Source organism: Virgibacillus halodenitrificans JCM 12304 (assembly GCF_001310895.1).
Taxonomy (GTDB): Bacteria; Bacillota; Bacilli; order Bacillales; family Amphibacillaceae; genus Virgibacillus_Q; species Virgibacillus_Q halodenitrificans.
Genome location: NZ_BAZS01000023.1, coordinates 15,194 through 29,170, shown reverse-complemented (window position 1 = coordinate 29,170; position 13,977 = coordinate 15,194). Strand labels below are relative to the sequence as shown.

Sequence of the window (13,977 nt, the reverse complement as noted above, 5' to 3'; positions counted from 1 at the left end):
ATTCTTTTAAATAAAAAAGAGCACTCCGCTAAGAATGCTCTTTATGAATTTATTACTTAATATAATTTTCCTTGCCTAAACAATATAGTTGAGAGCCGCATAACCGAATGGATATAGCAGTTCTGTCTTAGTGGAAAAGCATCACCAAAATATTGTGGAAAGACCGTATCAAACGTATGCTTCATTTTATCATAAAGACGCTTATACACTTCTTCCTCTGAATAAAACTTTGTTTCTCTACCTTGCAACCATTCAAAGTAAGAAACAATTACTCCACCAGCATTTGCAAGAATATCCGGGATAATTACATTACCCTTATCACTTAAGTAAGTATCTGCTTCGCTTGTGATTGGTCCATTGGCACCTTCTACAATTATTGGTGCTTTTATTTCCTTCATATTATCTTTGTGCACTTGATCTTCCAAGGCTGCAAGAAAGAGAACATCAACATCTAAAGTTAATAACTCATCCCGGTTACGCACCTCGGCTTTAATCTCTGCATCTTCCAATTGGGCTTCAGAAGTTGGTAAATCCTTGTTGTTGTTATTGGCATATTTTATTAAGGCGGAAATATCGAGCCCCTCTGAATTATAGAGAGTAACATTCTGATCACTAACTGCTATTACTTTATTATTTAAATGATTACATTTATAAGCCTCTAAAGCAATAATTGAACCAACATTTCCAAAACCCTGTATTGCTATTCTTAAAGATTTGTCATAATTAGCAAGAGCTGTTTTCGCAAAAATATTATCCCGTTCTTCCAACCATTTATACTTCTCCCCAATAAAGTCGCTCATCATATAGCGAAAGGTAAAATAAACACCCCTGCCTGTTGCTTCTTTTCTGCCAAGTGAACCTCCATTTAATACACTTTTACCAGTGAAGCTCCCTCTATACTTTTGGCCGGGATGTATACTCTTATACTCTCCCATCATCCAGTCCATCTCTCGCTCTCCTGTTCCCACATCTGGTGCAGGTATGTCTTTCTCCGGGCCTAAAATATGACTAAAGTACTGCACATATTTTTTGCAAATCAGATTCAATTCCTTAACATCATAATCTCGCGGATTAATGATAACTCCCCCTTTACCCCCACCAAAGGGAACTTCATGGAGAGCATTTTTTAATGTCATTAATGTACTAAGGTTAATGACTTCGTTTTCATTTACAGATTCATGAAAACGAATCCCACCCTTATAGGGCCCCAACGTATTATTATGTTGCACTCTAAAGGATGGGATCCGAACAATTTCTCCGTTCTCTAAAGGAATGCGGAGAAAAGACTTATGAACATGGTTTGGGGTTGATAGAATTGATACCAATGACCTAAAGGCCTTTTCTCTCGTCTTATCAGTCAATTCTGGCAAAAAGCTGGTATCATCAAATAAAGCATCAAGAGATTCCTTCACAATTGCACTCGTAGCACTTTCCATCACTTCTTCCTCCTATCTGAATATGTTGCCTTTTAGTCTAACAAAAGAGGAAGTCGGAAAGCAATTTAAAGCAAAAATATAGCTATTACTGTTGAAGTCAACAATCCAATAATAACGGGTAAAAAGTTTTTTCTAACTAATTCCATGACAGAAATTCCACAAAAACCTGCAATGGCAATCAACGACGACCAGGCTACAATTGTGCCCCCACCAGTCCAAACAGAGCCCATTTGTCCAATAGCTGCAAGAGTTCCAGCATCAATAGACGTATTCTGCAAAGATGCGGCTAATGCTCCTGTTAAAGGCAAACCAGAAAAACCAGAGCCATCCAATCCGGTAACAATACCAATAATTAGTATACTTATACCTGCTAAAAAGGCATTCTGTGGTAGGAATTCTTGGGTGGATTGCACTAAATCAAACAAATAAGCCGGGGCATTCTTTTCTAGTCCAAGGATCTTTCCAGAGAAGTCGGAACTACCCAAAAAGAAAAAACCTGCAATAGGAATTACTGGTCCCATTGCTTTAAAAGCAAAAACAAAACCATCTGTAATATGTGTGCTAATATAATCCAATGCATGTTGCTTACCAAATGCCACAGTTGCAAGTAACAAAAGAATTACTGCTACTCCGCCAACAAATGCGGCCCCATCTCCACCTTCAAATCCACTCATTCTTCCCGATGATAATTTTTCATAAACCATGTAAATTACCACACCCAACAGGGCTAAAGGTACAATAACCGCAAATAGCTTACTCCACTTCGTCAAACTCTTCACATGAGCCGTTTTGTTTGTTTCCTTTGGTGCCTGCATATGTTCTAAATCAGCTTCATTTAGCGGGTCTTCTTTTCTTCTAATTTCCTTTCGAATAAATAAATATGCGAGACCAATGGCCACAAAACCGGTAATAAGGGAAAGTAACAAAGCTTTATCAGCTACCATATCGATATTAATTCCAGCTGCTTTTGCCGATAAACTTGGTGCTACTTGAACAATATAGTCCGAAGACAGAGCCATGCCTTGCCCTGCAATAGCTATTGCCATCGCGGCGGCCATTACCGGTAACCCCGCTCTTACTGCAGCGGGTACGAGCAATGCGCAGATGAGTGGAACAGCAGGGGTAGGCCAGAAAAATAATGATATGACATAGGTTACACCCACTAAAACAAAGTAGGATACATGGCCATTAATCATCATCTTCTGTATTGGTTGAATCATTCGTTGGTCTGCCCCTAAATCTCTTAATGAATTTAACAAAGCAAGCATAAAGGTGATTATCAAGAATATACTAAACAGTTCTTGAGCAGCTACAAGATTGGCTTGAAATATTGCAATAAATCCAGATATGATACTCCCTTTAGCTACCCACGCAACAATAAATGTTCCTAAAAGTGTCGGTAAAACCACTCCCTTTCTAAAAATCATGGTAACGATTATTAGAAGAGTAAATAAACCATATAACCAATGGGACATTGTCAGTTCCATAAACCTCTCTCCTTCGTGTAATGGTTATATAGCCTATGCAAAAGGAAAGTAGATCGCGACAATAACATAAAGGGTTTATATTTGCGAGAAGCGGGAATACATTTTCTAACATCAGAAGGAGGCAATTTAAATAATGAAACCATATGTAAAGGAATTTACTAATGATGAGAAGTTAAAAACAGCGGTATCTATTCTACAAGACAAGGGAATTGATAAAAAGGATGTATATCTCCTATCTCACGACGATGATCGAACAAAACGTTTAGCTAGTAGCACAGACGCTAACACAATTGGTATAAAAGAAATGGACCTGGGAGATGCAGTTGGGAACCTATTCAACAAAAAAGGTGACGAGTTACGAACGAAGCTACAAGAAATTGGGTTCTCTGAAGCGGAAGCTGAGAACTACGAAGAAGATATGGATGAAGGAAAAGTATTACTAATTGTGACAAACAATGAAAATGTAGCAAGCTATCTTGACTAATAAGTAAGGCAACCGAATCCCGGTTGCCTTATTTACTTTAATTAGAATTATTTAGTTCAGCTGCACACTCCGGGCAAAATAATTTACCCTGCACTTGTTCACCATTAAAAAAACCATTTTCGCAATATACTTCTTTTTCACATTGAAAACACTTTCCTATTAATTCTTTCAAGTACACACCTCCCATTTAGTTATGGTATAGATATATTACTATGCTTGCCAAGTTGAGACGAACAATAAAAAGGTAATCATAAAAGATTACCTTTTTTGGATAATACGTATCTAGTATTTAAGCTGCTTTTAATAAGGTCCTTGGTTGAGTGTGAAACAAGAAAAATACAAGTATTGTACAAATAATGAAGGACGGGAACATATAGGAACCGTTGTAAACTAGGGAATAAAGCCACACTGGTTGACCTTCTATTGCTGACTCAAAAAATACTACACCAGCAGTATAGTGAGCAACAAACCGCAGGAATGAGCCTAACAATACCCCAAGTGCAATATAACTAAGATAAGAGCTTGTGTTATTATGTTTTACTGCTTGCTGAATTTTAGGAGCAAAAATTCCTGCAAAGCCAAGAACAGTAAAAGCAATTGCATAATCAATAAAACCTTGCAAAGGATGTAAAATATAAGCCGTACCTGTAGCAACTTGTAAGGCGCCCCATAAGAAACCTGAAAGCAACCCTCCTTTTACTCCCCATCGGAAAGCCACAATAAAGACAGGAATCATTGCAAACGATATGGAACCTCCTTGTGCCCAAATTTTAAAAGATAACGGCAGTATATCCAATAGTAATGCTAGCGCTGTGAAAACAGCTACCTCAATTAAAAATAAAGTACGATTTGAACGCATACATCTTGATCTCCCCTCTTTACATATTTAGACAACAAAAAAAGCAATGCCAAAGGGGAAGACTTCCTGATGGGGAAACCAGTCATAAACATTACTTTTCCATCAAAAAAGCCACCATCCCTACGCTAGTATTAACTAACAGGTTCAAAGGGTAAGAACAATTATTTGTTCACTCTCAGCCAAAACGGCTCCCCCTGAAGGCTTTGTTCTTAATTTTGTTATCAATTTAATTATATCTTAATTCTTAAACTAGTACAACTAATCTAATTAAGAAACATGATTAAAATTTAGTAACTGTGGTAATAGAGAAGTATGTAAATAGTTTTAGAAACTGGTGGAGTACTAGTTGATGAGGATGTTAAGATAAATTTTGAAATTGAAGCTCATAAACAAACTTAATGATCAAATTAGAAACAATTCAAACTCTAAAATTAAAGCTATGCTATTGTTGCATAGCTTTTAACTTGGGTTTGAAAATCTTCTAACAAAGGAATAGGTAAATAGAACTCATGTTAGAGGAGGATATAACTTGGGACTAAATGTTGCTCAAAAATTAATAAAGGAACATCTTATTTCAGGAACAATGGAACCAGGTGAAGAAATCGGGTTAAAAATTGATCAGACATTGACGCAAGATGCTACGGGTACAATGGTAATGCTTGAACTTGAAGCAATGGGATTAGACTACGCAAAGACTGAAGCTTCTGCCCAATACGTAGACCATAATTTGATCCAGGAAGATAGCAAAAATCCGGATGATCATCTATTTTTGGAAAGCGCAGCAAAGCGATTTGGATTATACTATAGTCGCCCTGGGAACGGTGTAAGCCATCCCGTTCACATGCAACGTTTGGCTAAACCTGGTAAAACTTTATTAGGGTCTGACAGTCATACCTGCGCCAATGGCTGCATGGGAATGCTTGCTATGGGTGCTGGAGGAATAGATGTTGCAATGGCGATAGCTGGAGAACCAATATACATTACGATGCCAGAAATTTTTGGAGTCAAATTATCAGGTGAACTACCGGATTGGGTTAGCGCTAAGGATATTATTCTTGAGTTATTACGCCGCTATGATGTTAAAGGCGGTGTCGGGAAAATAATTGAATACTATGGACCAGGTGTTAAAAACCTTTCCGCAATGGATCGCCATGTTATTGCTAATATGGGTGCAGAACTTGGAGCTACAACTAGCGTTTTCCCTTCAGATGAAGAAGTGAGAGGCTTCTTAAAAAAACAACAGCGTGAAGAGGATTGGAGAGAATTAAAAGCAGACAATGATGCGACATATGATTTGGAGGATGAAATCAATCTATCTGAATTAATTCCTTTAATTGCTAAGCCTTCCAGTCCTGGAAATGTCGTACCTGTAGAAGAAGTGGCTGGAACTCCTATTTACCAATCTTACATTGGTTCTTCTGCAAATCCAGGGTTTAGAGATTTTGCAGTAGCTGCGGAAATAGTAAAGGACCGTACAATTGCACCGGGAATTTCATTTGACATTAACCCTACTTCCAGGCAAATGCTAACAAATTTGGTAAAGGAAATGCATATTGCAAGTCTACTTGGTTCTGGAGCACGGATGCATCAGGCAGGTTGCAATGGTTGTATCGGGATGGGACAAGCTCCTGCTTCAGGTAAGAACAGTTTAAGGACAACACCAAGAAACTTCCCTGGCAGGTCTGGTACGAAAGAAGACAGCGTATTTCTTTGCAGTCCTGAGGTAGCAGCAGCATCTGCCTTAACCGGAGAGATAACAGACCCCAGAACCCTGGAATTCCCTTACCCAGAAGTTAAGGAATTAAAAAATCAAAATCGTAATGATGATCTTCTGGAGCATCCCTTACCTCCAGAAGAGGCCAAACAGGTTGAATTAATAAAAGGACCTAATATTGTATCAATACCTGAAATGGACAAACTACCAGATACGTTGGAGCTTCCAATTCTTCTTAAAGTAGGTGACAATATATCTACTGATGAAATATTAGCTGGTGGTGCAAGGGTCTTGCCATATCGTAGTAATTTACCTGAAATTAGTAAATTCACCTTTGAAAACGTAGACTCCACTTATGTAGAGAGAGGAATTAAAAGTAAAGAATTGGGTGGACATATGATTGTCGGCGGAAATAACTATGGGCAAGGTTCGAGCAGAGAACATGCTGCTTTGGCACCAAGGTATTTAGGCTTACGTGCCGTACTAGTTAAGGATTATGCGAGAATTCATTGGCAAAACTTAGTTAACTTTGGTGTCTTACCACTTCAATTTACGAACGAAGAAGATTATGATAAATTGACTGAGGGTGAGGTGCTGACCTTCAAAGATGTAAGAAGAAAAATCCAAGAAGATAGTACATTATCTGCCACTTTGCAAAAAAGCAATAAAGAAATAACTGTCCAACATAAGCTTACCAACCGTCAGAAGGAAATTATCTTATCTGGAGGGTTAATCAATTGGATAAAAGAACGTAAATAAAAAAAAGCGCATATTGCGCTTTTTTTATTTACAAGAAAATATTGCCTTTTAAATCTATGAAGCTTTTCTCTTCATTAGCCATAAGAAATAAGGAGCTCCGATAATTGCTACAATAATACCTGCCGGAACTTCGTTTGGAGCGAATATAGTCCGACTTAGTACATCTGCAAGCAATAATAAAAATCCACCAATTAATATGGAAACAGGTAATAATCGTTTATTGGCCGGTCCTACAAGTAATCTTGCAAAATGAGGAGCTATTAAACCAATAAATCCGATCGCTCCTACCGCTGCCACACTAAAGGCAGCCAACAATGTAGCTAAAAGAGCCAGTTGAAATCGAACAGACATTACTTTCAATCCCAACCCTTTCGCTGTATCATCCCCTAAAGAAAGTGTATCCAATATATCTATCCTCAGAAATAGTAAAGGCAATATTAGAAAAACCGGCCACACCAAATAATAAATTATTTCAGTCCATCCCTTTGCATAAGTGGTACCTGATAGCCATGTTAGAGCTGAGGCCACACCCATATCTGCTTGGACTACAAGAATTTGAATAGCGGCCGTACCAAACGCAGAAATACCGATCCCTAATAGAGCTAGGATTGTCGGTTGGAACTGTGCACGAATAGCTAAAACCATAACCAAAATAAAAAACAGAAATGCTCCTATCATCCCACCAATAGGAATCCAGACAGCGGATACACCAAATACATACATCATTAATAGCGCGCCCAAACCTGCACCTGAAGTAATTCCAATAACAGAAGGGTCTGCAAGCGGGTTTCTAAGTACTCCTTGAAAAATCAAACCACTGGCAGCTAATAACATCCCACTCATTAAAGCTACAAGTGCACGCGGAAGCCGAAGTTCTAATATTAGATCCTTCATGAATTTATTACTATCTCCTATCAACGCCTGCCAAGTAGTAATAGGTTCAAATCCGTAATTTCCTGAGGATAGACTTATTCCCAGCCCTACAACAATCGCTATGATTAGCGCAGGAATAATGATTTTCAAAGACACCCCTCTAGTAATTTTCCCTGCAATAATAGCTGTATTTTCTTCTCCATATTTTCTTTTCCTCATTCTTAATACAAGATAAATTAGCCAAGGAGCTCCAATAAATGCCGTAATTGCTCCAACAGGCAGCTCAGAAAATGAGGGATCCACAATACGAGCCAATATATCAGCTAAAAGTAAGACATTCCCTCCCCATAGAAATGAAGCAATGATTAATGGGAAATGTTTTCTATAACCGATAAGTTTAACAATATGTGGTGCAACTAATCCCACAAAGCCAATGGGTCCAACAACGCTAACTGTTACTGAAGTTAGCAAAACTGCTGCAATTATTGCAACAAATTTCAGAATGGCAACGTTTTGTCCTAAAGCTGTTGCAACATCGTCACCTAGGGTTAAAGTATCTAATTTAAAAGATAATAGTAATACGAGAAGAAAGCTAATAAACACAATTGGTAAAGTAAATTGCACACCACTCCAATCATTTTGAACAAGTGTGCCAGATCCCCAAAGAAAAATACCTGCAGTTTCATTTTCATAAAAAATTTGCAGTACACTTGTTAGAGAAGAAAACAAAAACGTAACAATCATACCTGCTAGCACCATTCTGACAGGAGTTGCACGGTTTCCTCCTGATAAAGCAAAAACAAGTAAGAAAGTAATAATTCCACCTAGAAAAGCAGGAATAATGCCGTTTCCAATCAAAGAAGCTGGCACAAATACAGTTGATAGAACCACTGCGAAATAAGTACCTGAATGGATACCTAATGTACTTGCTGAAGCTAAGGGATTCTTTGTAACTGATTGTAAAATCACACCTGATACCGCCAAAGCGCCACCAGCAATTACTCCCATTAGTGCACGAGGAAGTCTCAACATCCTAACAGTATGATGTGCGAGCTTATCTTCAGGCGATAGTATAGCATCTAACACTACCTGGTAAGGGATAGAAACGCTTCCTTGATTAATATGTATAAATACTAGAAAACATAAAAGAGCGGTTCCACCTCCGAAGGTAAGAACCGCAAGCATTGTCTTTTTTATCGATTGATTCATCTAATCACTCATTTACCATAGCATCGACTAACTGTTTTGTGAGTACCTCAGCAGATAAAACTCCTCCAAATGTCCAAGTATCACCAGGTAATGAGTGGGTGTTGCCTGCCTGTACAAAAGATAAATTCTCCCACACCGGATTACCTTTCAATTGATTTTTAAATATATTATCATCTTCTTGCACGATATATAAAAACTGCATATTTTCTTCTTGGAAATTTTGTAGTGCTTCCACTGTTACCTCACTATAGCCGTACGGTTCAACTTTATCAGATTCATATGCATTTTTAAAGCCCAAGTTATTCATGATTTGTGCTACCATGGAATTATCAGTAAATAATCGTAATGTTGGCGTGTTTTGAGCTGTAAACGCTTGAGTAGCAATGTATTTCTCTCCTGCTAAATCTGCCTCTTCCACACGTTTCTTTTCACTTTCAATGACTTCGTCAAGATTTCGCAAGGCTTCTTCTGCTTTGGCGTCTTGGTCAACGATTTTCGCCACTGTTTTAAACTCTTTTATCATGTTCTCATAATGATTTTTTACAGCTTCATCACCATAAGGTGCAAACGTAACTACTGGAGCAATATCCTTTAAGCTGTCTAAATATTGCTCATGTCTGAATTTCACTCCAATGATAAGATCTGGATTCAATCGAGAAATTGCTTCAAGGTTAGGTTCTTGACGTGTACCTACATCTTCAACGCTTTCATCAAATTTCTTATCAATATTTACCCATTTGTTAAAGCCATCTAAATCAGCAACTCCTGCAGGTTGGATTCCAAGTGCAAGCAGGTCTTCTGCATAAGACCACTCCAGCACGACAATGTTTTTTGGTGTTTCTTTAAGCGTTTGTTCACCAAATGCATCTTCTATTGTAACATTTGCTTCTTCTTTACCAGTGTTTGATTCCTCTTTTGATTGGGTGGCATCTTTTTCATCAGATCCACAGGCTGTCAAAAAGCAAATAAATAAAAGCAATAAAAATAGATAACCTAATTTTTTCATTTCTTTCTCTCCTTTAATCCTCTATGTAAGTGATAACGATTATCATTATCATATGTTAGATTAGTACTTATGTCAATAATAAACAAACTATTACATTTTATTTGTTAACCGCACAAATTTATTTTCAAACAACCTTTTCTTTTTCGAGTTATTCTTTTGAGCAAAAAAGGATATAACATCTGCAAGCGCATTCTCCAGAAGTTCACGATCATTTGAACTCTCCAATAATTCAATAGCCTTCTCATACTTATTGCCCGCTTTAGAAACTTCCGGATTCTTTTTATGTTCCAAACAATACGCATACTGCATATGGATCATTCCTAACTTTCGAGCAGAGTAATGTGATAGTTTAAAATAAATACGAATCGCATTTTCGTAATTAGGAACTGCTTCTTCAAGTTGCGACTGGTCAAAATAATAAAAAGCTAACTCTGTATAAGCTTCCGCATGAACCATTGTGTTTTTCAAAGTCGAATCTTCAAACATAGGAAGCGCTTTTTTTAAATAAGCAAAAGCTTCTTGGTTTTCTCCCCTACTCCCAAGATTCTTGGCTAAACTCACCATACAGTTGATAATAACATTAACATCCTGCTGACTTTCTGCTATTTCCATTGCTTTCTTTAAATAATTCTCACCTTCTTCTGGTTTGTTTACTGTAGAATGAAGCACACCTAGTTTAAAATGCAGAAATTGTATCATTTGCAAATCTTTTTGTTTGCTTTCTACAAAATGGGCTAACGCCTTTTTATAATATTTAATTGCTCTTATGTACTTCTCAAGATTTTCTTCTGTCTCTCCTAAAACAAGATATGCTCTTGCAAGCTTAATTTTTTCGATATTTATTTCATTGCTTTCCATTAACTTTACTGCTTCACTCATTATTCTTCGAGCAAGCTTATAATCATTCATAAAGGCCAACTCGCTATATAAAATTAAGTCATCAACAGAAGGGCTTTTTTGCTCTTCATAGAGCCTGGTGATAATTTCAATAGATGCGCTCCCCTCTCCAATTTTGGCGTGACTTGTTGCTTCCATAATTAACAGTAAGTGTGTTAGTTGCTCGTTTTGGAACTTATTCCGATATTCCTTCGCTTTTGAAATAACATTTGGAAAATGATTGCGATTAAATTCTATCAAAATTTCTTGAATAGCCTCTTTGCTATTATCATCATCTATTTCTTTTATTTTTTCTTCTATATTAAAAATGTCCATTTTTCCCATTATTATTAACTCAACCCCTGTCTATAAAAATAATCCAATATTCGTCTAGCATTCATTAGAATTATAACTTGTAAAACAACTTATTCCCAAAACAAGCCAATATGTGGCTAATTATTATAAACACCTGTGAAAACCTTAGTTAATCTATTAGTTAGCATGCTTTCAAGTAGTATTACCTTTGAAGTAAGTTGCAGATTCAGAAGAATAGATACGAATATTAATTTTACCGTTTTTAGAGAAAGCGCGTATTAATATTGGTTGATTATACATGTTTTTAAACACAAAATCAGGCCCCCACCAGCTTACGGTAGCGTCTTTGCCAGGAGGAACGTAAGGCACTTCGCGGCTATGAGTATAACGCTCTACAATTTGAATACCTTTTAGATTAACTGCATTAAAAAGGGTAGAGGAGACTTGACAAATACCACCACCGATATCTTCTGCAAGCTCTCCCCTTACAATCACTGGAGCACGCTTATACCCTTTTTCTTTTGTTCTCTTTCCGACTACTTGATTAAAAGAAAACGTCTCCCCGGGAAATAAGACATAATTATTTATTGCAGTTGCTGCCAAAGATATATTATGCGATCGCTCCTTATTGTTTTCTTTATAGTAAGTCACGTAGTTGCCCAGTTCTTTTCCCCGTATTTCTTCCAGCAAAGAACGATCCACTCGTGGATATACCTTTCGCATTGGTACCTTAAGCTTTTCATCTTCCGAATTATAAAACCGTTCACGAAAATTTATTTGAAACTTTTCTCTATCGATTGCTAAGCCCGGTTTCCCGTCAATAATTTTATCATTATCACTGATAGTTGCATTTTGCGGTTCTTTATATAACTGCTTATCCAAATTATCCATTAACTGTTCTAGCTTCTGCTGATTAATGAATAATGGATCAAATAAGGCAAGTCCATATTGGTCAACCTCAGCTTTTTCTATGTTAACTAACTTATTTTCTGCGGATACGGGATACACTACCACTAAAACAAAGATAAAAAATAAAATAAAGAAGTAGATTTTTTTCATCTTTCATACCTCCTGTGGATAGTATGAGAAGATAGGCTAAAATTAAACCCAAAAATATAATAATCAAATAAGGTAAATCGCAAAAGCAATAAGAGAAAGAAGAATTGTAATAGTATAAATCCATATTTGTATTGGTACGTTTGATTTTAAAGAAGATTTTTCATATTCCAATGATCTTTTTAATTGATCTTCAACCGTATCCCCTTCTTCCTCATACTTTTTCATCTTTTCTTCTTCTTGTTTGAATGCATAAAATGTACCCCAAAGAGCTACCCCAAATAAAACGAATAAAAATAATAAAAGACCTGTATTCATCCTAATCCCTCCTATTGTAAGTATACTCGAATTGTTTACACTATGTCAGTGATGAAAAACACTTTTACTGTGTTGAAATTTGACATGTATAACTTGCGAGCTAATAAAAAACCGCCTAAAACTGCAATTAAACAGTTAGGCGGTTTTATTTTTAACGAAAATCTTTTGTGTCTTCCATATAATCGGTTAGCATTCTATATCCCACTAAAGCAGTGAGGAGTAGCAAAAAGTTACATAATGTTTTATTTTTCATTATTTGTTAACCTCCTTATATCGAATGTTTATTTTTTTAGATAAATTAGGTCTTAAAAAGGACGGAATTTACCTTTCTTAAGCACTAATTTCGGTCCTCCTAATAATAGAAGGGAACGGTTATCAACTACCTTCTTCATAGTGGCAGCACTTTTTCCTTGGATTTTATAACCAGAGAAAATGTTTCCAATACCATCAGAATGACCTAAAGAAGCAACAGTACCTTTATCATTAAATACAAAATCAGTTAATGGTTGGTTAGAGATTAATGCTTTTAGGTTAGCTGCAACTACATCTGCTTCCTGCATGGCAAGTTGTGCAGTTGGTGGATAAGGACGATCCGCTTCTTTGTTCCAAACCCATGAACAGTCACCAATGACGAACACATTCTCTTCGCCTTTCATACGTAAGTCGCCATCTACATTTACTTTACCTTTAGTTAGTTCAAAACCAGATTTACCTAGCACTGAGCTACCCTTTACACCACCAGTCCAGATAATCGTACCTGCTTTAATAAGCTCTTTGTCATCACCTACTACGAAACCTTCTGGTGTACATTCAGAAATAGCTGCTCCAATTTTAATTTCTACTCCGCGATCTTCTAAAGATTTCTTAGCATAAGCTACTAATTCTTTATCAAACATTGGAAGTATAGATGGAGCTGCTTCTACATTGATGATGCGGACTTTACTTCGATCGATATCATACTTCTTACAAAGCTCAGGCACCTTATTAGCTAATTCACCAACTAACTCAATCCCTGTGAATCCTGCACCACCAACTAAAATGTTTAAGCTGTGATCTTCTGCGTTTTGATCATTGTTATATTTAGCAAATTGATACTCAATATGCTCACTGATTTCACGGCTTGAATCAATATCTTCAATGGCAAAAGCATTTTCTGCCATTCCCTTGATTCCAAAGTCATTTGACTCAAAGCCTAGACCTACCACTAAGTAATCATATGATAGTTCACTATTTTCAAGTACAACACGTTGTTCATCTTTCTTAATTTCTACAACAGAATCATATACTAAACGGACTCTGTTTGGATTTACTACATCACTAATCATAACGCGTGCCTGGTTTGGATTAATTGTTCCGGCAGCTACTTCATGAAGCCATGTAGACTCATAGTGGTAGTTATGTTTATTTACTAAAACAATTTCAGCCTGTTCAGGAGACAATGTCTTTACTAGGCGTCTAGTTGTTGTTAAACCAGCATAACCCGCACCTAAAACTACTATTTTTGGTTTGTTACTCATAAGAATTTCCACCTTCCTGATTGGTTCTAAGTATGATTATAGTTAAAGCGTCATTTATACCTATATTA

At 36.8% G+C, this 13,977-nt stretch carries 12 protein-coding genes and 1 riboswitch; of the genes, 2 read left to right on the top strand and 10 right to left on the bottom strand.

Annotation, left to right across the window (positions count from 1 at the left end; translation table 11 throughout):
* Positions 1 to 56: 56 nt before the first annotated feature.
* The gene (locus JCM12304_RS12460) at positions 57 to 1,436 is read right to left on the bottom strand and encodes a Glu/Leu/Phe/Val family dehydrogenase (RefSeq protein WP_060680729.1); all 1,380 of its coding nucleotides are present in this window, start codon (positions 1,434 to 1,436) and stop codon (positions 57 to 59) included.
* A 65-nt stretch (positions 1,437 to 1,501) separates the two neighbouring features.
* Complete coding sequence (locus JCM12304_RS12455) at positions 1,502 to 2,923, bottom strand: hypothetical protein (RefSeq protein ID WP_060680727.1); 1,422 nt, start codon at positions 2,921 to 2,923, stop codon at positions 1,502 to 1,504.
* 133 nt (positions 2,924 to 3,056) lie between these two features.
* Between JCM12304_RS12455 and JCM12304_RS12450 the strand changes: the two genes are divergently transcribed.
* Positions 3,057 to 3,407 carry a YflT domain-containing protein gene (locus JCM12304_RS12450; protein WP_019376117.1) on the top strand — a complete coding sequence of 117 codons (351 nt, stop codon included), beginning with the start codon at positions 3,057 to 3,059 and terminating at the stop codon, positions 3,405 to 3,407.
* Positions 3,408 to 3,444: 37 nt separating this feature from the next.
* Here JCM12304_RS12450 and JCM12304_RS20105 read toward each other — a convergent pair whose 3' ends face one another.
* Both JCM12304_RS20105 and thiT read right to left on the bottom strand, forming a co-directional pair.
* Positions 3,445 to 3,579: a hypothetical protein gene (locus JCM12304_RS20105; protein ID WP_256200829.1), complete on the bottom strand. Its 135-nt coding sequence runs from the start codon at positions 3,577 to 3,579 to the stop codon at positions 3,445 to 3,447.
* Between the two features lie 117 nt (positions 3,580 to 3,696).
* Positions 3,697 to 4,266 carry an energy-coupled thiamine transporter ThiT gene (gene thiT / locus JCM12304_RS12445; RefSeq protein ID WP_060680725.1) on the bottom strand — a complete coding sequence of 190 codons (570 nt, stop codon included), beginning with the start codon at positions 4,264 to 4,266 and terminating at the stop codon, positions 3,697 to 3,699.
* A 100-nt stretch (positions 4,267 to 4,366) separates the two neighbouring features.
* Positions 4,367 to 4,471: riboswitch (TPP riboswitch) on the bottom strand.
* 324 nt (positions 4,472 to 4,795) lie between these two features.
* On the opposite strand from thiT, the gene JCM12304_RS12440 reads away from it, so the two are divergent.
* A complete protein-coding gene (locus JCM12304_RS12440; RefSeq protein ID WP_060680724.1) occupies positions 4,796 to 6,739 on the top strand; it encodes an aconitate hydratase in 1,944 nt (647 codons plus the stop codon).
* A gap of 54 nt (positions 6,740 to 6,793) precedes the next feature.
* Here the strand turns inward: JCM12304_RS12440 and JCM12304_RS12435 are convergent, their stop codons facing one another.
* The 6 genes from JCM12304_RS12435 to JCM12304_RS12410 form a co-directional block, all read right to left on the bottom strand.
* On the bottom strand, positions 6,794 to 8,821 hold the full coding sequence (locus JCM12304_RS12435; protein ID WP_060680722.1) for an iron ABC transporter permease: 2,028 nt from the start codon (positions 8,819 to 8,821) through the stop codon (positions 6,794 to 6,796).
* Between the two features lie 4 nt (positions 8,822 to 8,825).
* Entirely contained in the window at positions 8,826 to 9,827 is a 1,002-nt protein-coding gene (locus JCM12304_RS12430; RefSeq protein ID WP_060680719.1) for an ABC transporter substrate-binding protein, read from the bottom strand.
* Between the two features lie 90 nt (positions 9,828 to 9,917).
* Positions 9,918 to 11,039, bottom strand: coding sequence for a tetratricopeptide repeat protein (locus tag JCM12304_RS12425; protein ID WP_172675291.1), 1,122 nt, complete (start codon positions 11,037 to 11,039; stop codon positions 9,918 to 9,920).
* 171 nt (positions 11,040 to 11,210) lie between these two features.
* Complete coding sequence (locus JCM12304_RS12420) at positions 11,211 to 12,077, bottom strand: VanW family protein (protein WP_060680713.1); 867 nt, start codon at positions 12,075 to 12,077, stop codon at positions 11,211 to 11,213.
* Between the two features lie 63 nt (positions 12,078 to 12,140).
* The gene (locus JCM12304_RS12415) at positions 12,141 to 12,392 is read right to left on the bottom strand and encodes a hypothetical protein (protein WP_019376125.1); all 252 of its coding nucleotides are present in this window, start codon (positions 12,390 to 12,392) and stop codon (positions 12,141 to 12,143) included.
* Between the two features lie 305 nt (positions 12,393 to 12,697).
* Complete coding sequence (locus tag JCM12304_RS12410; protein ID WP_019376127.1) at positions 12,698 to 13,909, bottom strand: NAD(P)/FAD-dependent oxidoreductase; 1,212 nt, start codon at positions 13,907 to 13,909, stop codon at positions 12,698 to 12,700.
* Positions 13,910 to 13,977 lie beyond the last annotated feature (68 nt).